Genomic DNA, 21,101 nt, shown 5'->3' with positions numbered 1-21,101 from the left:
GGCCCGTCGAGGGAATTTGCTAAGGACGGGACATGACAATCGCCGGCGCCTTGGCCACCCTCTCCCTGATGATCGCTCAACCCACAGACCGGCCCGCCGACGATCCGCCTCTGGTGCGGATCGATCAGGGCGAGCTGACAGGTGTGGCGGAGGGGGAAGTCGCCGCCTTCAAGAACATTCCCTACGCCGCCCCGCCGGTCGCAGAGATGCGGTGGCGGCCGCCCGGGACGGCCCCGCGATGGGAAGGCCGTCGCGACGCTTCGACCTATGGCCCCATCTGCATTCAGGCCACGCCGCAGGGCGATCCCGGCGTCGGCCCCCTGCCGATGAGCGAGGACTGCCTGAACCTGAACGTCTGGCGCCCCCTTGATACGTCCGCGCCGGCGCCGGTGATGGTGTGGATCCATGGCGGCGGACTGGTGAACGGCTCGGGCACGGCCGCGCTCTACGACGGGTCGCACCTGGCGCGTCAGGGCATGGTGGTGGTCACGCTCAACTATCGCCTGGGACGGCTGGGCTTCTTTGACCACCCCGCCCTGGCGGCCGAACGGCCGGCCGATGAGCCGGCGGGCAACTATGGCGTCATGGACGTGATCGCCGCCCTGAAATGGGTAAAGGCCAATATCGCCGTCTTCGGCGGCGACCCCGACAACGTCACCATATTCGGGGAATCCGCCGGCGGCGCCATGGTGACCCGCCTGATGATCTCGCCTCCGGCGCGTGATCTGTTCGCCCGGGCCGTCGTTCAGTCCGGACTCGGGCGTGAGTTGCAAACGCCCCTGGACCGACGCGGCGCCTTTGACCTGCCGTCCGCCCGCGAGAGGGGCGAGGTTTGGGCGCACGGCCATAATCTGATGACGGCGGCCGATCTGCGGTCGGCGCCGGTCGAACTGCTGCTGACGCCTGCGCCGGTCTTCGCCAACGGCGACCTGACCCTGATCGACGGCAGGATCGTGCCTTCGACCGTCGAGGCGGCCTTCCGCGCCGGGCGGCAGTCGCCGGCGCCCTTGATCATCGGGACCAACAGCGCCGAATTCTGGTGGATGAAGCCCACCGACCGCAACGGCTACGGCATGATCGACGACGACATGACCTGGCTGGAACGTGCCCAGATCATCCAGGCCTATGGCGGAGAGGCCGGGTTTGACCGCGGTTTCATCACCGACGCCGTATTCTCCGAACCCGCACGGCTGCTGGCGCGGCTGCACGCCGCCGCAGGACGACCCGCCTATCTCTATCGGTTCGACATTTCCTCGCCGGACAATCCCGAACCGCACGGCGGCGCCACCCATGCGATCGAGCGGCCCTATGTCTTTGGAACGCTGTCGCTTCTGCCCTATCCGGTGCGGCCGGTGGATCAGGTCGCCTCCCAGGCCATGATGGGCTACTGGACCAGCTTCGCCCGCTCCGGCGATCCGAACGGAGTAGGCCGGCCCGACTGGCCGATGGCGGCCGGAAAAGGTAATCCGACGCTGCTGCTGATTCGGAACGACGGTCCCGTCGCCGTTCCGACCCCGGACGCGGGGCGTCTGGACCTGATCGAACAGTTCCGTGAGCGCCCGCGCGGGCGTCCTCGTGCGCTTCGGCCGGATGAAGATGCGGCTAGGCCCTATCAACACTGAGGGCTCGGTCTGAATTGCGGAAGGTTCAGCCCGCCGAGGTGCTGCTGGACTGCTTTTCCTTCAAGGTCACCAACTCCTCCGCCATGGTGGGGTGGACGGCGCAGGTCGCATCCCATTGCGCCTTGGTGAGGCCGGCCTTAACGGCGATGGCGGCGAGCTGAATCATCTCCGGACTGTCCGGCCCTACGATATGGACGCCGACCACCCTCTGGCTGTCAGCGTCGACGACCAGCTTCATCAGAACCCGCTCCTCTGAGCCGGTGAAGGCGTATTTCATCGGCCTGAAGCGGGTTACATAGACATCGACGCCGGCCGAACAAGACCGGCGCGCCTCGGCCTCCGACAGGCCGACCACGCCGACGGGCGGCTGGCTGAACACCGCCGTCGCCACGGCCTCATAGTCGAAGTGCTGGGGATTGTCGCGGAAGACGGTCTGGTGAAAGGCCACCGCTTCGCGAATAGCCACCGGAGTCAGGTTCATCCGGTCGGTGACGTCGCCGATGGCCCAGATGTTTTCGGCCGTCGTCCTTGACCAGCGGTCCACCTTGATCGCCCCGGCCTCGTTGAGCTCGACCCCTGCGGCTTCCAGCCCCAAGCCCTTCACATGCGGAACCCGGCCGGTGGCGAACATGACCACATCCGTTTCCAGCTTCATGCCGTTTTCGAGGTGGTTGATCAGTCCGGTGGGCGTCTTCTCGATCTTCTCGTGCTGGCAGCCCAGGATCACCTTGACGCCGCGCTTTTCGATCTCGCCGGCCAGATGGGCGCGCACATCGTCGTCGAAGCCGCGCAGGATATTCGGCCCGCGATAGATCAGGGTCGTCTCGACGCCCAGGCCGGCGAAAATTCCCGCAAACTCCACCGCAATATAGCCGCCGCCCGCAATCAGGATGCGCTTGGGCAGTTCGGGCAGGTGGAAGGCCTCTTCCGAGGTGATGGCGTGCTCGATCCCGGTCAGGCCGTCCGGCTTCCATGGGCGGCCGCCGGTGGCGATCAGGATCTTTTCAGCGGTGAAAACCTGGTCCTTTCCGACGATTTCGACCGTATGGGCGTCTTTCAACACAGCCCGACCATGGACCAGCTCAACGCCTGCCTTACCCAGATTGGCGGCGTAGATGCCCGAAAGACGCGCGATTTCGACGTCCTTGGCTTCGAGAAAGGTCGGCCAGTCGAACCGGGCCTGGTCGAACGACCAGCCGTAGCCCTCAGCGATCTGCAACGCATGGCTGACTTCGGAGGCCATGACCATGAACTTCTTGGGCACGCATCCTCGGATGACGCAGGTGCCGCCGACCCGGTATTCCTCGGCCACCGCGACCCGCTTTCCGTCCAGGGCGGTCAGCCGCGCTGCACGCACGCCCCCGGAGCCGGCGCCGATGACGAAGAGGTCGTAGTCGTAATCAGCCATGGAGCGCTCCGAAACACAGCCGCAGTGACAGAGCCGGCACGCGCCGCAGCCCAGGCGGACCACTGACATAAGTACGTTGTTCTAGCGAGACAAGCTAAGGTCAATAGAGCACGAAAAGGTTGCATAGACATGGCCAAAAGGTTGACTTCGGGTGTGCGGTCGAACAGTGTGCTGTCAGGACTTAATGGGTGGCGGGTATGATTGGGCTCCTTTTGACAGCGGCTGTAATTTTTCCGCAATCGGGCGATGACCAGCTACGTGTTGAGACGCCTTCTTCATCTTCTGCTGCGGTCAGACTTGAAGATGTCGAAGTTGTCGGTCGCCCTCTAGACAGCATGATCAGCGACTTTGTGAGGGAGGTTGCGGCGCCGAACAATGGGCGGGGCCTGGCGCGATGGCGCGATCCTGTGTGTGTGGGCGTCGCCAATCTGCAACGCGAACCTGCACAGTATATCGTAGATCGCGTATCAGAGATAGCGGACGATTTGGGCCTGAAGGCTGGAAAGCCCGGTTGCACGCCCAATGCTCTGGTCGTGGCGACATCAGACGGCGCAGCAACAGCGAACGCTATGGTTGAAGAGAGCCCTAGAACGTTTAGAATCGGCGGTTCCGGAATGGACAGAGGCAGGGAGTCCCTGCGGCGGTTTCGGGCTTCAGATCGTCCGGTCCGTTGGTGGAATGTATCCATGCCGGTCGATTCAGACACGGGCATGCGCGCCGTCCGTATTCCCGGAGACTGTTCTGGATCCTGCATTAAGGGATTCGAGATGGCGCCGGTGGTTCCTGTATTCGCAGCGTCGCGGCTGAACTCCCAAATCGTTGATGACATTTTTCGTACGATTGTAATCATCGATGTCGACCAAGTGGCCAACGTCACAATACAGCAGTTAGCGGATTACGTCGCCATGGTCACGTTCGCCCAAATCGATCCCGATTCGGACACCAGTGCTTATGCATCCATCCTGAATATCTTCACTCAACCCGCAGACGCGGAATCTCTGACTGATTGGGACAAGGCCTATTTGGCGGGGCTCTATGCGGCAGAGCGCGGCCACGTCAGCACGCGAGTGGCGCGTTCTGAAATCGTAGATGCAATCCGCCGCGAGCACGTCTTGCTCAAGAATGAGGAAGAGAAATAGTCGCCTTAAGGCTGAATCGTGTAGACTCCGTCATCCATCCCTATGATCGCCAAGTCCGCCAGGTCGAGGAACAGGCCGTGTTCGACCACGCCGGTGATCAGTTTCAGGTCATCGGCTAAACGGACCGGGTCGTGGATGGCCTTGCAGGCCGCGTCATAGATCAGATTGCCGCCGTCGGTGCGAACCAGACCGCGATCCGCCTGGCGCACGCGCGCCGGCGCATGGATCTCATGATCGACCAGGACGTCGGCGATACGATTGGCCGTGGTCTTGTGCCCGAAGGCGACGACCTCGATCGGCAGGGGAAAGGCGCCGAGCACCGGAACCACCTTGGCGGCGTCGGCGATGACGATGCAGCGGCTGGAGGCCTCCCACACCAGTTTCTCACGCAACAGGGCGGCGCCGCCCCCCTTGATCAGGGCCAGGCCGGGACCGACCTCGTCCGCGCCGTCGACGGTCAGGTCGATGCGCGGCGTGTCTTCCAGCGTCGATAGGGTCAGTCCCAGATCGCGCGCCAGGTCGGCGGTCTTTTCGGATGTGGGGACGCACCGCAGACCGGACAGATTGCGGGCGGCCAGAGCCTTGACGAACCAGGCGGCCGTCGAGCCGGTGCCCAGGCCCACCACCATGCCGGGCTCGACATGCTGGGCGGCGACTTCGCCCGCGTTCTTCTTTTGCAGATCGCTCATTTCAGCTTAGCGGCCTTGGCCGCCTCCTTCTTCGCCTTGGCCTTTTCACGGAAGTCGGCGGCGGCTTGCGGCTTGTTCGTCTGGCGGGCCCGGCCGAAGGCGAGGGCGTCGGCCGGCACGTCCTCGGTGATGACGGAGCCGGAGGCGACCAGGGCGCCCGCGCCGACCGTCACGGGGGCGACGAGACTGGAATTGGAGCCGACGAAGGCGCCGGCCCCGACCTCGGTCTGCGCCTTGTTGAAGCCGTCATAGTTGCAGAAGATGGTTCCCGCCCCGATGTTGGCGCCGGCGCCGACCGATCCATCGCCCAGATAGGCCAGGTGATTGGCCTTGGCGCCCTCGGCCATAAGGACGTTCTTGACCTCGACGAAGTTGCCGACCTTGGCGCCCCTGCCCAGGTCCGCGCCTGGCCGCAGCCGGGCGTAGGGGCCCACCTCCGCCCCGGCCGCCACGCGCGCGCCCTCGATATGGCTGAAGCTGCGGATGCGCGCCCCGCCCTCGATCACGGCGCCCGGCCCGAAGACCACATAGGGTTCGATGACCGTTCCGCCTCCGACCTGGGTGTCCCAGGCGAAGTGGACGGTGTCCGGCGCGCTCATGGTCACGCCGGCGGCTAAGAAGGTCTCGCGCTGAACCTTTTGGAACAGGGCCTCGGCCTGGGCCAGTTCCGCCTGGGCGTTGACCCCCATGACCGCGTCCTCATCGGCGAAGACGGCGCGGGTGGGATGGCCGGCCTTGCGCGCCAGTTCGACGACGTCAGTCAGATAGTATTCGCCCTTGGCGTTGTCGTTGCGGACCTGGGCCAACAGGGAAAAAAGCAGGGCGGCCGGCGCGGCCATGACGCCCGAGTTGCAGGCCGTGACGGCCAGCACCTCGGGCGAGGCCTCCTTGGCCTCCGTGATGGCGGTCAGGATGTCGCCCTCGAGGATCAGACGGCCATAGGCGCCCGGGTCGCGGGCTTCGAAACCGATCACGGTGACCCCCGACGCGCCGAAGACAGGCGCGATGTCGGCGGCCTTCAGCAGGGGGACGTCGCCATAGGTGACGACCACGTCTCCTTCGAACCCGGCCAGAGCCTGTTCGGCGGCGCGCACGGCGTGACCGGTGCCCAGGGGCGGGTCCTGGACAGCGATCGCAGCCTCGCCCAGGCGGTTGACGACGTGGGCCCGGACCTCCGGCGAATGCTCGCCCACCACCACGACCACCCGCTCGCAGCCTAGGGCCTCGGCGGCGTCAATGGCGTGATCCAGCATGGCGCGCCCGCCGACCGGATGCAGCACCTTGGGCAGGGGCGATTTCATCCGCGTGCCCTGGCCGGCGGCGAGGATGATGGCGGCGCGGGGCGGCGTCTGGGTCATGGATCGATCCGGCTGTCGGTCTTGGTCTGTCGCCCTCTAGCGCGCCTGGGTCCAGGCGTCACGGGGGCGTGGCGGGCGGGATCAGACGTCCAGCTCTTCCTTCACGAACTGGGCGTTTTCCTGGATAAACTGGAAACGGGCCTCAGCCCGCTTGCCCATCAGCCGTTCGACCAAATCCTCGATGCTCGCCTCGGCGTCCGGCACTGTGATCCGGGCCAGGGTGCGCTTCTTCGGGTCCATGGTGGTCTCCTTCAGCTGGGAGGCCATCATTTCGCCCAGGCCCTTGAACCGGCCGATCTCGGTCTTCTTGCCCTTGAAGACGGTGGCCAGAAGCTCGTCGCGGTGGACGTCGTCGCGGGCGTATTCGCTCAAGGGGCCGGCGGAGATCCGGTACAGCGGCGGCAAGGCCATGAAGACCCGGCCCTGACGGATCGTCTCGGGCATGACGCGATAGAAGAAGGTGATCAGCAGGGCCGCGATGTGGGCGCCGTCGACGTCGGCATCGGTCATGATGATGATCCGCTCGTAGCGGAGGTCGTCGATGTTGAAGCGATTGCCGGGCTGGACGCCGAGCGCCAGGGCCAGATCGGACAGTTCGACGTTCTGGCGCAGCTTGTCCGCCGTGGCCGACGCGACGTTCAGGATTTTGCCGCGCAGGGGCAGGATGGCCTGGGTGGTGCGGTCGCGCGCCTGTTTGGCCGAGCCGCCGGCTGAATCGCCTTCGACGATGAAGAGTTCGGTGCCCTCGGCGGCCTGACGCGAGCAGTCGGAGAGTTTACCGGGCAGGCGCAGCTTGCGGGTGGCGGCGGCGCGCTGGACCTCCTTGTCCTTGCGGCGGCGCAGCCGGTCTTCGGCCCGGTCGATGACGAAGCCGAGCAGGGCGTTGGCCTGTTTGGGGCTTTCGGTCAGCCAGTGGTCCAGCGGGTCGCGCAGCAGCTGTTCGACGATCCGCGCCCCCTCGGGCGAGGACAGACGGTCCTTGGTCTGGCCCTGGAACTCTGGATTGCGGATGAAGACGCTGATCAGGGCGCCGGCGTTGGCGATGACGTCCTCGGCCGTGATGATGGCGGCGCGTTTCTCATTGGTCAGTTCGCCATAGGCCTTGAGCCCCTTGACCAGGGCCGCGCGGAAGCCGGCTTCGTGCGTGCCGCCGTCGGGGGTGGAGACGGTGTTGCAGTAGGACTGGATGAAGCCGTCCGCCTCGCCGAAACCGGCGGGCGACCAGGTGACCGCCCATTCGAAGGCGCCCGCCTCGCCCTGACGCTCGGCGCGGCCGGCGAAGGTGGGGGTGACGGTTTCCAGCTCACCGATGCGGTCGGCCAGGGCGTCGGCCAGGCCGCCGGGGAAGTGGAGCAGGGCCTGTGCCGGGGTGGCGTCGGTGATCCGTTCGGGGGCGCAGGTCCATTTGATCTCGACGCCGCGGAACAGATAGGCCTTGGAGCGCGCCATACGGAACAGGCGGGCGGGCTTGAAGGCCGCGCCGACGCCGAAGATCTGCTCGTCCGGCTTGAAGCGGATCAGGGTGCCGCGCTTCTTGGACGGGCCGACCTGCTGGATCGGGGCCAGGACATGGCCGCGCGAGAAGGCCTGCCTCCACTCGAAACCGTCGCGCCAGACCGTGACCTCGACGCTTTCGCTGAGGGCGTTGACGACCGAGACGCCGACGCCGTGCAGGCCGCCCGAGGTCTCATAGGCCTTGCCCGAGAACTTGCCGCCGGAGTGGAGGACGGTCATGACCACCTCCAGCGCCGACTTGCCGGGGTGTTTGGGGTGCGGGTCGACGGGGATGCCGCGGCCGTCGTCGCGGACGGACAGATAGCCTTCGGCGTCCAGATCGACGGTGATCAGCCGGGCGTGGCGGGCCACCGCCTCGTCCATGGCGTTGTCGAGGACTTCGGCGAACAGGTGGTGCAGGGCGCGTTCGTCGGTGCCGCCGATATACATGCCGGGGCGCTTGCGGACGGGCTCCAGGCCTTCCAGCACCTCGATCGAGGAGGCGGAATAGCCGCCGGGGACCGCAGCGGCCGGGGTCGGTGCGGGCGCCGCCGCAGCGCCCGGCGTCGGGACAGGCTTGGGCGCCTCCGGCTTCGGAGGCTGGGGCGTGTCGTCAAAAGCGAAGAGATCGGCGGCCATTCACATAGTCTGAGGCGATTCGGGGCCGGTTCTGGTAGGCCCGTGAAGCCGGTCGGGCAAGCGGCGGTCGCACCGGAACGGGATCGAAGGTCACGGCGCGGGCCAAAATCGCCAGCATCAGCACCCAGGGCAGGTTGGCGTGGGTCAGAAGCACGCTCTCCGAAAGGCTCAGGACGAAGAAGCCCGTCATATAGCCCAGGCTCCAGAAACCCTCGCGCGCGCCCATTCCGTTCAGCCGGGCCAGAATCATCACCGCCGAAACGGCCATGACCAAACCCACCAGGACGGCGCCGGGCCAGCCCAGCTGGACCAGAAGGTCGATCCAGCCGTTGTGGGCCGAGGGAACCGGCCACTGGGTCTCCAAGCGGATTTCGCGGGCGGGGATGGAATCCACGCCCCAGAAGGCGCTGAAACCGTAGCCGGTAAAGGGGCGATCGGCGACCTTGCGCATCAACGCCTCCCAAATCAGGGTCCGGCCGGTCAGGGAGGGATCCTTGCCCAGGGCTTCGAGGATGACGGCGGACTGGGTATTCCAAAGCCAGGCGCCGCCGGCCGCCATGACGACCCCCAACCAGACCGCAACCACGGTGACGGCGGCTCCGCCTTGGCGAAGCACCCACCAGCCCCCGACCATGCCGACCCCCAGGATCAGGCACAGCAGGGAGGTCTTGGACTGGGTGGCGACCACCAAAAGCGTGGTGAGGGCCAGGGTCAGGAGGGCGATCCAGGGTTTGCAGCCATTGTCAGCCAGATGATCGGCGACAAGAACGGCGGCGGCCGAGACGGCGCCGACCACCATGACCAGGCCCATCTGGTTCTTTTCGTACCAGAGCCCGCGCCACAGGCCGGCGTTGTCCAGTTGGTGCACTCCGATCCGAGGAAACAGGAAGACCATGATCAGGCTGCCGATCGCCATCACCAGGCCCGCGCGCATCAACAGGCGGGGCAGGGCGGAGCCATTAAAGACGGCGCCCAGATAGACGGCGAAGGCGCTGTTGATCGCCAGTGCGATGACGCGCCGCTCCGTCACCTCCGCATCGATCGACCAGTACTGCGACACATAGGCCAGGCCGACGAGGGCGCCCACCGCCAGCCAGGCCGGCCAGGCGCGGATGACGCGCTCGAACCGGAAGACGATCAGCCCCGCCGTCACCGCATAGACCGGCAGCCACAGGAACCGCAGCATGGGGGTCTCGCTCTGGTCCGGCGCAAAGACGGGCGCGAAAAGGGCGCCGGTCAGCATGAAGACGACGAAGCCCGCCGCCCACTGCTCCCAGGCGGGCGGATCGGTCGGCTGATCGAATCGGTCAGGTGAGGCGCGCACGCCCAAGGGTGACGCCGCCCGCTTAAGGAAGGGTGAGCGCGGCGCGGAAGGCCGCTAGTCCCCGCTCCAGGTCCGCAATCAGGTCCGACGGGTCTTCCAGCCCCACATGCAGTCGGATCAGCTCCCCCTCCAAGGCGGGTGGGTAGACGCGATAGGCCGTCTGATGGGTTTCGTGGGTGATCAGGCTTTCGAATCCGCCCCAGGAATAGCCCATGCCGAACAGGCTGAGGGCATCAAGCAGGGCCTGGCCGGCGGCCTCGGTCCCCCCCTTCAGAACGACCCCCATCAGGGAGGCGGCGCCGGTGAAGTCGCGTGTCCACAGCTCATGGCCGACAGAGCCGGGCAGGGGCGGATAAAGGACGCGGGACACCTCGGGCCGGGCCTGTAGCCATTCGGCGATGATCAGACCCGACCGACCCTGCTCGGCGTAGCGCAGCGGCAGGGTGCGAAGGCCGCGCAGGGCCAGCCAGGCGTCGTCGGGCGAAACGTGCCAGCCCAGGTCTTCGATCGTATCTGCGATCGCCCGGCGACAGGCTGAATCCGTGATGGCGATCCCGCCCATCAGGACGTCGGAATGGCCGGAAACATATTTGGTCAGGGCCTGGACGCTGACGTCCACGCCGTGGGCCAGGGGTTTGAAGGCCAGGCCGGCGCCCCAGGTGTTGTCGATCATGCTGAGAACGCCGCGTTCTCGACAGGCCCGAGCCACCGCCTCGACGTCGATCATTTCAAACGTCAGGGAGGCGGGCGACTCCATCAGGACCAGGCGGGTGCGCGGCCCGATCGCGGCGATCACCGTTTCAGCATCCGCATCGGCCGGCAAAAATCGTGACGTGACGCCACGCGCGGCCTGGTAGCGGGACAGAAAGCGTCGCGACGGACCATAGAGGGCGTCGGTCGTGATCACCTCGTCGCCCGGCCGGGTCAGGGCCAGCAGAGGCACGGTGACGGCGGCGAGGCCGGAGGGGACGATAAAGGCGTCCTCGGCCCCTTCCAGATCGGCCAGGGCGGCCCGCAGCTGGCGCGCGGCCGTCCCGCCGTCCAGGCCGTAGGTCGGGCCATCAGCGTTATCTCGCATGGCCGCCGCACGGTCGCTGAGCATGGTCGAGGCCCGCTCGACGGGCGGATTGACCGGACGGCGGCCCTGCCCCCGGCGTGTGGCGGACGAGATCAGGCGGGTGCGGTCCGAATGCGGCGACATGGCCTCTCCGATGGCTTGCGGATCAGGGTCTAAAGGCCTCTAAAGTCGGCCGGGCGCAAGCGGAGGAGACGAACGCGATGCGGATCATGGCGATCGGAGCGATGACGGTCCTGCTGTTGGCGGCGGCGGCTTGCGGCCGCGACGATACGAGACGCGCCGCCGAAGACGACGCCCCCCCGGTTCCCGCGCCGACGGTGACGACCGATCGTCCCGAAAGTCCGACCCTGGCGGCGGTCAAGCGCCGCGGGCGGCTCAATTGCGGGGTGCACCAGGGTCTGGTGGGCTTCGCCCACACCGACAATCGCGGGCAATGGCGAGGTTTCGACGCTGACTTTTGCCGGGCCATGGCGGCGGCGATCCTGGGCGACGCCGAGGCGGTGCGCTTCGTGCCCCTGTCGGCGTCAGACCGGTTCGCCGCCTTGAATGAGGGCAGGATCGACGTCCTTTGGCGCAACTCGTCCTGGACCATGAGCCGCGACGCCGGAGAAGGCTTCGTCTTCGCCGGCGTCAACTATTACGACGGCCAGGGCTTTCTGGTGCGACGGTCACTCAGCCTGAACAGCGCGACTGAGCTGAATGGGGCGCGGGTCTGCGTCCAGGCCGGCTCGACCGCACAGGCCAACGCCGACGACTTCTTCAGGTCACGGGGGATCCCGTACCGGCCTGTCGTCTTGCCCACGGAGGAGGCGGCGCGCGACGCCTATGGCCGCGAGGACTGCGACGCCCTGAGCGCCGACATTTCGGCCCTCGCCGCCTCGCGCGCCGTCCTGGCCGACTCCCAGGCGCACACGATATTGTCAGACGTGGTGTCCAAGGAGCCCCTGGGACCGGTTGTCCGCGCGGGCGACGACCGCTGGGCCGACGTGGTCCGCTGGACCCTCAACGCCGTCATCCTGGCCGAAGAACTGGGCGTGACTCAGGAGAACGTCGAGGCCCAGGCCAAAGACGCCCGAGACCCGCGAATCCGGCGTCTGCTGGGCGCAGAGGGGGATTTCGGAGCCATGCTGGGCCTGTCGAAGACCTGGGCGAAGGACGCTGTTTCCGCCGTCGGCAACTATGGCGAAATCTTTGATCGGAACCTGGGCTCTCAATCGCCGCTCGACCTGGCCCGCGGATTGAACGCACAGTGGAACGGTCGGCCGCCCGGCTTGATCTATGGATTGCCGATCCGTTAAGCGCGACGACTTGCATCGTTTTCTGGGGGACAGATGACTGAGACCAAACGCGGGGGCTTGGCGCTCCACTGGCTGATGCTGATCGGCTTCACCGTCGGCCTGGCCGCCGGCCTTTGGGTCAATTTGACCCTCGGCGCCGACACGCCCTGGGTCGTCTGGCTGACCGAAAACGTCACCGGTCCGGCCGGTCAGATCTTCCTGCGCCTGCTGTTCATGATGGTGATCCCCTTGCTGTTCTCGGCCCTGGTGATCGGGGTGGCGGAGATGGGGGATCTGAACGCCCTTGGCCGGGCGGGGATCAGGACCCTGCTTCTGACCATATTGGTGTCCGGCATCGCCGTGGTCATAGGGCTGGTGATGGTCAATCTGTTGCAGCCCGGTCGCGGCGTCGATCCGGCCATGGCTCAACAGTTGCTGGAGCAAGGCCGCGACGGCGCGGCCGGGATCGTCCAGAATGCGCCGGAGACCATCCAGCTCGGCGACTTCTTCCTAGGCCTGGTTCCGTCCAACGCGGTTACGGCGGCGGCGGAGAACCAGATCCTGCCGCTCATGGTTTTCGCCCTGTTCTTCGGCATCGGCCTGGTCATGGCCAAGAGCCCCGCCACCGACCGCCTCCAGCAGGTCATCGAAGGCATTCTCGAAGTCACGATGAAGCTGATCAACCTCTTCATCAAACTGGCGCCCATCGCCATCGCCTGCCTGATGTTCAATCTGGCGGCCCTGTTCGGCTGGGATCTGCTGGTGCGTCTGGCCGCCTTCGTCGGCGTCGCCGTCGGGGCCATGGCGATCCATATGTTCGTGGTCTATCCCCTCGTCATCTGGATTCTCGGCGGGCGCTCGCCGTTCGGCTTCTTCAAGGCGGTGCGCGAGCCCATGGTGGTGGCCTTCTCCACCGCCTCGTCAAACGCCTCCCTGCCGGTGTCGCTGAAGGCGGCCGAGCACGAGTTGAAACTGCCGCGCAAGATCGCCCGTTTCGTACTGACGGTCGGCGCCACCGCCAACCAGAACGGCACGGCCCTGTTCGAGGGGGTGACGGTGCTGTTCCTGGCCCAGTTCTTCAACGTCGAGCTGAGCCTGACCCAGCAGTTGATCGTGATGCTGGTCTGCATCCTGGGCGGAATCGGCACGGCCGGAGTGCCGGCCGGGTCGCTGCCGGTCGTGGCCATGATCCTGGTCATGGTGAAGGTGCCGCCGGAAGGGATCGGTCTGATCCTGGGCGTCGACCGTTTCCTGGACATGTGCCGCACGACGCTGAACGTCACCGGCGACCTGGTGCTGGCCACCGTCGTCTCGCGCGGCGAGAAGGACGAACCGGTCGAGTCGATCACCGAAACCCCGGCCTCGCCGCCGATCCTGGCCTGAGCGGCGTCAGGCCCCGGTGGCGACGGGGGTGTCGGTTCGAGATCCCCATTCGGCCCATGATCCGTCATACAGGCGCGACGGCCGCCCGAGGGTTTCGAGCGCCAGGCTGATGATTGCGGCCGTGACGCCGGATCCGCAGGTCGTCACGACCGGTCGGGCCGGGTCCAGTCCGGCGTCGGCCAGGACGTCATTCAGGGACGCCCCCTGTTTCAGCCGACCGTCGCCGTCGATCAGGGCGGCGTAGGGCAGGTTGATCGCGCCGGGCATATGGCCCGCACGGACGCGGGGTCGGGGTTCCGCCGCCTGGCCGGCGAAGCGGGCGGGACCACGGGCGTCGGCGACCTGAATCCCCTCTGCGAGTGCGGCGCGCACATCATCCAGGCCGGCGACTGCGCCCGCGTCGAAATCCGGGATGAAACGGGCGGGCGAAGGCGGAGCCGGGGTCCCGGCTTCGACGGGGCGTCCCTCGGACTTCCACTTCGGCAGACCGCCGTCCAGCACCTGGACATGGGTGGCGCCCATGACCTTCAGCATCCAGCGGACGCGGGCCGCCGAGAACAGGCCGACGGAATCATAGACCACCACCCGGTGCGTCTCGCCGATCCCAAGGTCCGACAGGGCGGATGCGAAGGCTGCGGGCGAGGGCAGCATGTGGGGCAGGCCGCAGGAGCCGTCAGAGACGCTGTCCAGATCAAAGAAGCGGGCGCCGGGAATATGTTCGACCGCGAACTCGGCCCGGCCGTCCCGGCCGTCCAGATGCCAGCTGGCGTCCAGGATGCGCAGCGACGGATCGTCCGTCAGGGCGGCGAGATCCCCTGTGGAGATCAGGGGAAAGAGGGGCGAGGGCTGGGTCATGGCCCCAGCCTAATGTCAGGCGCGGTCCAGCACCAGTTGCACCACATCGGTCCGGCGCGAGCGGAAGCCCGCCTCGCAATAGGCCAGATAGAAGCGCCACAGGCGGCGGAACCGCTCGTCGAAGCCGGCGATGCGGCGGATGTCGGACCAGGCGGTCTGGAAGCGTTCGTCCCACTGCTTCAACGTCTCGGCATAGTCGAGGCCGAAGCGTTCGATGGGGCCCCAGTTCAGGCCGGCGGCGGCGACGACCGGCTTCAGCCGCTCTTCCGACGGCAGCATGCCGCCGGGGAAGACGTATTTCTGAATGAAGTCGGTGCGGGCGTTGTATTCGTCGAACAGGGGCTCCTGGATGGTGATGATCTGAAGCCCCGCGCGGCCGCCGGGATTCAGCACCTCATGGATCTTGCCGAAATAGGTCGGCCAGTATTCCATGCCCACCGCCTCGAACATTTCGATGGAGGCGACGCGGTCGAAGCGGCCCTGGACGTCGCGATAGTCCATCAGGTCGATCGTCGCGCGGTCCGACAGGCCGGCGTTGAACAGACGTTGGCGGGCGAAGTCGTGCTGTTCCTTCGAGATGGTCAGGCCGGTGACCTGGGCGCCGATCTCGCGGGCGGCGAACTCGGCGAAGCCGCCCCAGCCGCAGCCGATCTCCAGCACCGACATGCCGGGCTTCAGATCCATCATCCGGGCCAGGGCGGCGTATTTGGCGCGCTGGGCCTGCTCCAGCGAGCGGTCGGCGCCGTCGAACCGGGCCGAGGAATAGGTCATCGAACGGTCCAGCCAGGTCGAGTAGAAGGCGTTGCCCAGGTCGTAGTGGGCGTGGATGTTCTTTTTCGAGCCTGTCCGGCTGTTGCGGTTGCGCCGGTGGGCCAGCCAGTTGACCGCCTTCATCAGCCAGTTGCCGTCGAACAGGCGGCGGATGTGGTCATAGTTCTCGACCAGGGTCTCCAGCAGGGCGGCCAGATGGGGGCTGTCCCATTCACCGGCCATATAGGCCTCGGCGAAGCCGATGTCGCCGGCGGCCAGGACGCGGCGGGCGAAGCGATAGTCCTTGACTTCAAGCACGCCGCTGGGGCCGGGACGCGCGCCCTCCAGCACATGGACCTCGCCGTTCGGCAGACGAACGGTGAGGCGGCCGAAGGTCCAGTTCGACGCCAGCAGACGCAGCAGCAGGCCGAAAACGCGTGGCGTGCGGGCGGCGGCGGCCTCTATGTCCAGAGCGGCGGCAGTCATGCAAGAACCTCTGTCTCAGTCGTCAGTCAGGATCAGCGGACGCATCGCGACCCGACACCGTCTTCAGGGCGTCGAGGGCGCGCGCACGCGCCTGAGCATGATCCAAGATAGGGTGCGGATAGTCCGTTCCAAGCCTCACTCCCGCGTCGCGCAGAACTTCGGCCGGGGCTGTCCACGGCGAATGGAGCCAACGATCCGGAAGGCGGCGCAGCTCGGGAACCCAGCGACGGACATAGGCGCCGTCGGGGTCGAACTTTTCGCCCTGACCTATGGGATTGAAGATGCGAAAATAGGGCGCGGCGTCGGCGCCCGAGCCCGCCACCCACTGCCAGTTCTGCGCATTGCTGGCCAGGTCGGCGTCCACGAGAGTGTCCCAGAACCAGGCCTCGCCCTCGCGCCAGTCGATCAGCAGATGTTTGACCAGGAAGGAGGCCGCGACCATCCGCACCCGGTTGTGCATCCAGCCGGTCGTCCAAAGTTGACGCATGCCGGCGTCGACCAGGGGATAGCCGGTGCGCCCTCGCTTCCAGGCCGCCAGGCCCTCGGGATCGTTCCGCCAGGGCATGGACTCGTATTCCGGGCGGAAGGCGCGGTCGACGATCGTCGGGAAGTGGTGGAGCAGATGGGCCGAGAAGTCGCGCCAGCCCAGTTCGGAGACGAACTTGGCCGCCTCGGCCGCCGGCGCGGCCTCGCGGGCGCGCTGGGCCGCCCGCCAAGGGCTGATCTCGCCCCAGTGCAGGTGGGGCGACAGGCGGCTGGTGGACGGCAGGCCGGGACGGTCGCGGTCGGCCGCATAGGTCTTCGCGCCGCGCGCCAGGAAGTCGGACAGGGCCGCCGCGGCGCCGGCCTCGCCCGGCGTCCAGTCGAAGCCTTTCGACCAGTCGGGCCGGGTCGGGTGCAGGCCCCAGTCGTCCAGCGCCTCGCTCGCGACATCGGCCGGGGTTTCGATCCGGCGCGGTCCGGTCGAGTGCGGCGGCGGCTCGGCGCTCGCCAGAAGGGCCTTCATGAAGGGGGTGAAGACCCTGTAGGGGGCGTCGGAGCCGTTCAGCACGGCGCCGGGTCGCGCCAGGAGCGACCCGTTGAAGCCCCGGCAGTCGACGCCGGCCGACTTCAGCTCATGGGCGATCTCGGCGTCACGGGCGAAGGCGGCGGGCTCGAACAGCCGGTTCATGAAGACGGAGTCTGCTCCGGTTTCCTGGACCAACACCTGAAGCTGCACCAGGGTCTCGCCACGCCGCAGGATCAGCCGCGATCCCCGCTCGCGCAGCGCGGCGTCCAGGGCGCGCAGAGACTTGTCCAGCCACCACAGCGAGGCGGCGCCCGCCGGGCGGTCCGGGTCGCGGTCCAGGATGAAGACCGGCAGGATCGGACGGCCCGTCGCGGCGGCCTGGTTCAGGGCGGGATTGTCGTTCAGGCGCAGGTCGCGGCGAAACCAAAGGACGACAGGCTTGACGGCCACGCAGGCGACTCCATGAAAACTTGCGTCGGCGGCGAATGCACGCCACCTGATGGCCTCATAGCTGCGGCAAACGCCGCTCCCATAAAGCCTGACTATCGAAAGAGCCGCCTCGTGAGCCGACCCAACGCCGTCATTACGTTGTCCGAAGGTCTTCGGACGCCTGTCGTCATCGGCGGCGGCGCCCGAATCGTCTTCATCGCCGGCCCGTGCCAGATGGAGAGCCGCCAGCACGCCCTGGAGACGGCCCATGCGCTGAAGGAAATCGGCGAGCGGCTGAAGGTCGGCATCATCTACAAGACCAGTTTCGACAAGGCGAACCGCACCAGCGCGACGGCGGCGCGGGGCATCGGTCTGAAGGATTCTCTGCCGATCTTCGCCGAGATCCGCGAGGTCACGGGCCTGCCGACCCTGACCGACGTCCACTCCGAGGCTCAGTGCGCCCCGGTCGGCGAGGTGGTCGACGTGCTGCAGATCCCGGCCTTTCTGAGCCGCCAGACGGACCTGCTGTTGGCCGCAGCCGCGACCGGCAAGGCGATCAACATCAAGAAGGGCCAGTTCCTGGCGCCCTGGGACATGAAGAACGTCGTGGCCAAGGTGGTCGGCGCCGGCAATCCGAACGTCATGGCCTGCGAGCGGGGCGCCAGCTTCGGCTACAACACCCTAGTCAGCGACATGCGGGCGCTTCCGGTGCTGCGCGACATCGGCTGCCCGGTCGTGTTCGACGCGACCCATAGCGTCCAGCAGCCAGGCGGGCAGGGGACGTCTTCGGGCGGCCAGCGCGAGTTCGTGCCGGTTCTGGCCCGCGCCGCCGTTTCGGTGGGCGTGGACGCGGTCTTCATGGAGACCCATCCGGACCCCGACAACGCTCCGTCGGACGGCCCGAACATGGTGCCGCTGGATCAGTTCGAGGCCCTGGCGGCCCAGCTGATCGCTTTCGACGATCTGGCCATTCAGATCGGCGCCAAGACGCCTCAGGTCTGACATGACGCCCCGGATGATCGTGGTGACCGGCGGCGCCGGCTTCATCGGCTCCAACATCGTGGCCCGGCTGACGAAGGAGACGGCCTATGACGTCGTCGTCTGTGATCGGCTGGAGACGGCCGATCTGGGCAAGTGGCGGAATCTGGCCAAACATCCGATCGCGGATTTCTGGTCTCCCGAGGAGATGTTCGACCAGCTGGAGCGCTATGCCGAACGGATCGAGGCCGTGGTCCATATGGGCGCGATCTCCTCGACGACCGAGCCCGACGCGGACCTGATCCTTCGGACCAACTTCACCCTGTCGCGCGATCTGTGGGACTGGTGCGCCATCCGCAATGTCCGCCTGATTTACGCCTCCTCCGCCGCCACCTACGGCGACGGCGAGACGGGGTTCAACGACGATGACGACGCCCTGTCCCTGACGCAGCTGCGGCCCCTGAACGCCTATGGCTATTCCAAGCTGCTGTTCGACCAATATGCGGTTCGACAGGCGGACCGGGACCAGGCGCCGCCGCAATGGGCTGGGCTGAAATTTTTCAACGTCTATGGACCGAACGAGGGCCACAAGGGCGGGATGAAGTCGGTCGTCGCCCAGATCTGGCCCAAGGTGGCGGCGGGCGAGACCGTCAGCCTCTTCCGCTCGCACAATCCCGCCTATGCCGACGGCGGGCAGCTGAGGGACTTCGTCTATGTGGACGATGTGGTCGACGTGATCGAGTTCCTGCTGCAATCGCCTCAGGTTTCGGGGATCTTCAACGCCGGCTCGGGCCAGGCCCGCTCCTTCGCCGACCTGGCGCGCGCCACCTTCGCCGCGGCCGGCAAGCCTGAGGCGATCGCCTATATCGACATGCCCGAGGTCATCCGCGACCGATACCAGTATTTCACCCAGGCGCGGATGGATCGCATCCGGGCTGCCGGTTTCGAGGGACAGGCGACGCCTCTGGAAGAGGGAGTGCGGCGCTATGTTCAGCAATTCCTTTCTCAGCCAGATCCTTATCGATGAAACATCTGACATTGCGTCAATGGATTGGATACAGCGGCTTCGTTCTGGTCTTTCTGTTGACGGCGGCGGTGGCGGTCTGGCGGGGCGACATTCTGCGCGCCGCCCTTGATCCGCAGATCCCGTTTCAGACCTATCGCCCGCCCCCGGCGCCCGACTACGCCCAGCCCTCGGCCTGGGCTCTTCTGGACGCGCGGGTGCAAGGGTCCGGCGCGGCCAATGTCTTCTTCGTCCATTCGACGACCTTCGACGGCGGCCGCGACTGGAACGGCGCGATCGGCGACAAGAAGGCCGACGCCTATCTGGAGCGCGTGGTTCTGCCGAACTACGCCGGACCCTTCGCTCGCGCCGGCGCCGTCAGCGCGCCCCGCTATAGGCAGGCCAGCCTCTATACGCGGCTGACCCTGCGCGACGACGCGCGCGAAGCGCGCGCCTTCGCCTATGACGATATTCTGTCCGCCTTCGACGTCTGGCTGGGTCGCCATCCGACGGGCCCCATCGTCCTGGCGGGGGTGGAGCAGGGGGCCGATCTTCTGGATCGTTTGATCCGGGAACGGATCGCGCCTGATCCCGCGCTCAGAAGCCGGATGGTCGCGGCCTATCTGATGGACGCCATCATCGCCGTCGAAAACCTGCCGGCCGACACGCCGCCCTGCGCCGACCGGGGGCAGATCCACTGCGTCGTCGCCTGGTCTCAAGTCGGCGCTCCCGATGATGCGGCCGCGCATCGCCGGCTTCGACGGGCGACGGTTTGGGACGAGCGCGGACAGTTCGTCGATCTTGCGGGCCGCCGCCCGGTCTGCGTCAATCCGGTGACGGGCGGAACGGGCGAAGCGCGCGTCCCCGCACGGCTTCATCGCGGCGCCACCAACGCCACCGGCCTGGAATGGGGCGCAAGGCCGGCCCTGATGGCGCGGGAGGTCGAGACCCAGTGCCGCGACGGATTGCTGCGCCACAGCTGGCCTGATCTGGAGTCCTTCAAGGAAAGAGGGAGTTGGGCGGATCGACGAAAAGCCCGCCCTTACAACTTATTCTATGGTGATATTGAAGAAGATGTTGCGGAGCGTCTGGCGGTTTACGCCGCTCGGGCGGGCTGAAACGATCGTCTCGCGTCCGGTTTTTATGGCGCAGCCGCCTGCCGCGGCGTAACCTGGGGTTCTCAAGGAGGACCCCCATGGACGTGCTCACCATCTTCGCCGGCGTTCTGCTGTTCCTCGCCGTCTCGCTGCTGTTCAGCGTGATCAAGATCGTGCCCCAAGGGCGCGAATTCACAGTCGAACGGTTCGGAAAATACACCAAGACCTTGAGCCCCGGCATTGGCTTTCTGACCCCGTTCGTGGAACGAATCGGCAAGCGGATGAACATGATGGAGCAGGTTCTTGACGTACCGACTCAGGAAGTCATCACCAAGGACAACGCCATGGTCCGGGTGGATGGCATCGTCTTCATCCAGGTGATGGACGCCGCCCGCGCCGCCTATCGGGTCGACGACCTGACCTACGCCATCGCTCAACTGTGCATGACCAATCTGCGAACTGTGGTCGGCTCAATGGAGCTGGACGAGGTGTTGAGCCAGCGCGACAGCATCAACACCCGCCTGCTGCACGTCATCGACGCGGCGACCGAGCCCTGGGGCGTCAAGGTCAACAGGATCGAGATCAAGGACCTGACCCCGCCGACCGACGTCACCAACGCCATGGCCCGTCAGATGAAGGCCGAGCGCGAACGCCGCGCTGTGGTGACCGAAGCCGACGGCGAGAAACAGGCCGCCATCGCCCGCGCCGAGGGCGCCAAACAGGCAGCCATTCTGGAGGCCGAAGGCCGCAAGGAGGCCGCCTTCCGCGACGCCGAGGCGCGCGAGCGGGAAGCCGAGGCGGAAGCCCGCGCCACCGCCATGGTGTCGGAAGCCATCGCCCGAGGGGACGTCAACGCCATCAACTATTTCGTCGCCCAGAAATACGTCGAGGCCTTCGCCGACCTGGCCCGCAGCCCTCAGCAGCGGACCGTCATCGTTCCGGCGGAAATGGGCGCCCTCGTCGGCACGATCGCCGGCATCGGCGAGATGGTCGGCTTGGCCAAGGCTCAGCAGCAGGACGCGCCGCAGCCTGCTCGGCCAACGACGACCGCACGTCGTTCGTCGGTTCCGCCGACCGCCTGAT

The 21,101-nt window shown here is 66.7% G+C and carries 17 protein-coding genes; 8 read left to right on the top strand and 9 right to left on the bottom strand.

Features of this window, described 5'->3' with window-relative positions:
- Positions 1-32: 32 nt before the first annotated feature.
- Positions 33-1,622 carry a carboxylesterase/lipase family protein gene (locus JMT67_RS02800; protein ID WP_233455770.1) on the top strand — a complete coding sequence of 530 codons (1,590 nt, stop codon included), beginning with the start codon at positions 33-35 and terminating at the stop codon, positions 1,620-1,622.
- A 25-nt stretch (positions 1,623-1,647) separates the two neighbouring features.
- Here JMT67_RS02800 and gor read toward each other — a convergent pair whose 3' ends face one another.
- Positions 1,648-3,030, bottom strand: a complete 1,383-nt coding sequence (gene gor / locus JMT67_RS02795) for a glutathione-disulfide reductase (protein ID WP_183215513.1) — start codon at positions 3,028-3,030, stop codon at positions 1,648-1,650.
- Between the two features lie 197 nt (positions 3,031-3,227).
- Here gor and JMT67_RS02790 point away from each other — a divergent pair, with 197 nt between their 5' ends.
- Complete coding sequence (locus JMT67_RS02790; protein ID WP_224764271.1) at positions 3,228-4,169, top strand: hypothetical protein; 942 nt, start codon at positions 3,228-3,230, stop codon at positions 4,167-4,169.
- 5 nt (positions 4,170-4,174) lie between these two features.
- On the opposite strand, the gene rpiA is transcribed toward JMT67_RS02790, so the two are convergent.
- From rpiA to metC, 5 genes are all read right to left on the bottom strand, one after another.
- A complete protein-coding gene (gene rpiA / locus JMT67_RS02785; RefSeq protein WP_201462631.1) occupies positions 4,175-4,858 on the bottom strand; it encodes a ribose-5-phosphate isomerase RpiA in 684 nt (227 codons plus the stop codon).
- Complete coding sequence (gene glmU / locus JMT67_RS02780; RefSeq protein ID WP_183215516.1) at positions 4,855-6,216, bottom strand: bifunctional UDP-N-acetylglucosamine diphosphorylase/glucosamine-1-phosphate N-acetyltransferase GlmU; 1,362 nt, start codon at positions 6,214-6,216, stop codon at positions 4,855-4,857. The genes rpiA and glmU overlap by 4 nt, the downstream gene beginning before the upstream one ends.
- Before the next feature lie 81 nt (positions 6,217-6,297).
- Positions 6,298-8,349 carry a DNA topoisomerase IV subunit B gene (locus JMT67_RS02775; protein ID WP_201462630.1) on the bottom strand — a complete coding sequence of 684 codons (2,052 nt, stop codon included), beginning with the start codon at positions 8,347-8,349 and terminating at the stop codon, positions 6,298-6,300.
- Positions 8,324-9,673: an O-antigen ligase family protein gene (locus JMT67_RS02770; protein WP_233455769.1), complete on the bottom strand. Its 1,350-nt coding sequence runs from the start codon at positions 9,671-9,673 to the stop codon at positions 8,324-8,326. The genes JMT67_RS02775 and JMT67_RS02770 overlap by 26 nt, the downstream gene beginning before the upstream one ends.
- 22 nt (positions 9,674-9,695) lie before the next feature.
- The gene (gene metC, locus JMT67_RS02765; protein WP_201462629.1) at positions 9,696-10,874 is read right to left on the bottom strand and encodes a cystathionine beta-lyase; all 1,179 of its coding nucleotides are present in this window, start codon (positions 10,872-10,874) and stop codon (positions 9,696-9,698) included.
- Between the two features lie 86 nt (positions 10,875-10,960).
- On the opposite strand from metC, the gene JMT67_RS02760 reads away from it, so the two are divergent.
- Positions 10,961-12,049 carry an amino acid ABC transporter substrate-binding protein gene (locus JMT67_RS02760; protein ID WP_233455768.1) on the top strand — a complete coding sequence of 363 codons (1,089 nt, stop codon included), beginning with the start codon at positions 10,961-10,963 and terminating at the stop codon, positions 12,047-12,049.
- A 33-nt stretch (positions 12,050-12,082) separates the two neighbouring features.
- Positions 12,083-13,411: a dicarboxylate/amino acid:cation symporter gene (locus tag JMT67_RS02755; protein ID WP_201462628.1), complete on the top strand. Its 1,329-nt coding sequence runs from the start codon at positions 12,083-12,085 to the stop codon at positions 13,409-13,411.
- Positions 13,412-13,417: 6 nt separating this feature from the next.
- On the opposite strand, the gene sseA is transcribed toward JMT67_RS02755, so the two are convergent.
- Genes sseA through JMT67_RS02740 form a run of 3 tightly spaced genes read right to left on the bottom strand, consistent with a single transcriptional unit; the run spans position 13,418 to position 16,961 of the window.
- Complete coding sequence (gene sseA / locus JMT67_RS02750; protein WP_201462627.1) at positions 13,418-14,266, bottom strand: 3-mercaptopyruvate sulfurtransferase; 849 nt, start codon at positions 14,264-14,266, stop codon at positions 13,418-13,420.
- A 15-nt stretch (positions 14,267-14,281) separates the two neighbouring features.
- Positions 14,282-15,502 carry an SAM-dependent methyltransferase gene (locus tag JMT67_RS02745; protein WP_201462626.1) on the bottom strand — a complete coding sequence of 407 codons (1,221 nt, stop codon included), beginning with the start codon at positions 15,500-15,502 and terminating at the stop codon, positions 14,282-14,284.
- A gap of 22 nt (positions 15,503-15,524) precedes the next feature.
- Positions 15,525-16,961, bottom strand: a complete 1,437-nt coding sequence (locus tag JMT67_RS02740; protein ID WP_201462625.1) for a cryptochrome/photolyase family protein — start codon at positions 16,959-16,961, stop codon at positions 15,525-15,527.
- Positions 16,962-17,072: 111 nt separating this feature from the next.
- Between JMT67_RS02740 and kdsA the strand changes: the two genes are divergently transcribed.
- The 4 genes from kdsA to JMT67_RS02720 all read left to right on the top strand — a co-directional run bounded on the left by kdsA (position 17,073) and on the right by JMT67_RS02720 (position 21,100).
- Positions 17,073-17,942, top strand: a complete 870-nt coding sequence (gene kdsA / locus JMT67_RS02735; protein WP_407645715.1) for a 3-deoxy-8-phosphooctulonate synthase — start codon at positions 17,073-17,075, stop codon at positions 17,940-17,942.
- A gap of 1 nt (position 17,943) precedes the next feature.
- On the top strand, positions 17,944-18,945 hold the full coding sequence (gene rfaD / locus JMT67_RS02730) for an ADP-glyceromanno-heptose 6-epimerase (RefSeq protein ID WP_233455767.1): 1,002 nt from the start codon (positions 17,944-17,946) through the stop codon (positions 18,943-18,945).
- Positions 18,942-20,039, top strand: a complete 1,098-nt coding sequence (locus JMT67_RS02725; protein ID WP_201462624.1) for a DUF3089 domain-containing protein — start codon at positions 18,942-18,944, stop codon at positions 20,037-20,039. Before rfaD ends, JMT67_RS02725 begins: the two co-directional genes overlap by 4 nt.
- Positions 20,040-20,116: 77 nt before the next feature.
- Entirely contained in the window at positions 20,117-21,100 is a 984-nt protein-coding gene (locus tag JMT67_RS02720; RefSeq protein WP_054765777.1) for an SPFH domain-containing protein, read from the top strand.
- The last annotated feature ends 1 nt before the right edge of the window (position 21,101 follow it).

This window comes from Brevundimonas aurantiaca, assembly GCF_904830995.1.
In the GTDB taxonomy this organism is placed as follows: domain Bacteria; phylum Pseudomonadota; class Alphaproteobacteria; order Caulobacterales; family Caulobacteraceae; genus Brevundimonas; species Brevundimonas aurantiaca.
The sequence above is the reverse complement of the archived record's forward strand: the minus strand, read 5'-3'. Positions and strand labels throughout refer to the sequence as shown.

What these genes read in the sequence shown, in the direction of transcription:
- JMT67_RS02790 (WP_224764271.1), top strand. Translation starts at nt 3,228, where the DNA reads ATGATTGGGCTCCTTTTGACAGCGGCTGTAATTTTTCCGCAATCGGGC.
- JMT67_RS02720 (WP_054765777.1), top strand. Translation starts at nt 20,117, where the DNA reads ATGGACGTGCTCACCATCTTCGCCGGCGTTCTGCTGTTCCTCGCCGTC.
- gor (WP_183215513.1), bottom strand. Translation starts at nt 3,030, where the DNA reads ATGGCTGATTACGACTACGACCTCTTCGTCATCGGCGCCGGCTCCGGG.
- metC (WP_201462629.1), bottom strand. Translation starts at nt 10,874, where the DNA reads ATGTCGCCGCATTCGGACCGCACCCGCCTGATCTCGTCCGCCACACGC.
- rpiA (WP_201462631.1), bottom strand. Translation starts at nt 4,858, where the DNA reads ATGAGCGATCTGCAAAAGAAGAACGCGGGCGAAGTCGCCGCCCAGCAT.
- JMT67_RS02755 (WP_201462628.1), top strand. Translation starts at nt 12,083, where the DNA reads ATGACTGAGACCAAACGCGGGGGCTTGGCGCTCCACTGGCTGATGCTG.
- JMT67_RS02775 (WP_201462630.1), bottom strand. Translation starts at nt 8,349, where the DNA reads ATGGCCGCCGATCTCTTCGCTTTTGACGACACGCCCCAGCCTCCGAAG.
- JMT67_RS02745 (WP_201462626.1), bottom strand. Translation starts at nt 15,502, where the DNA reads ATGACTGCCGCCGCTCTGGACATAGAGGCCGCCGCCGCCCGCACGCCA.
- rfaD (WP_233455767.1), top strand. Translation starts at nt 17,944, where the DNA reads ATGACGCCCCGGATGATCGTGGTGACCGGCGGCGCCGGCTTCATCGGC.
- glmU (WP_183215516.1), bottom strand. Translation starts at nt 6,216, where the DNA reads ATGACCCAGACGCCGCCCCGCGCCGCCATCATCCTCGCCGCCGGCCAG.
- JMT67_RS02800 (WP_233455770.1), top strand. Translation starts at nt 33, where the DNA reads ATGACAATCGCCGGCGCCTTGGCCACCCTCTCCCTGATGATCGCTCAA.
- sseA (WP_201462627.1), bottom strand. Translation starts at nt 14,266, where the DNA reads ATGACCCAGCCCTCGCCCCTCTTTCCCCTGATCTCCACAGGGGATCTC.
- JMT67_RS02760 (WP_233455768.1), top strand. Translation starts at nt 10,961, where the DNA reads ATGGCGATCGGAGCGATGACGGTCCTGCTGTTGGCGGCGGCGGCTTGC.
- JMT67_RS02725 (WP_201462624.1), top strand. Translation starts at nt 18,942, where the DNA reads ATGAAACATCTGACATTGCGTCAATGGATTGGATACAGCGGCTTCGTT.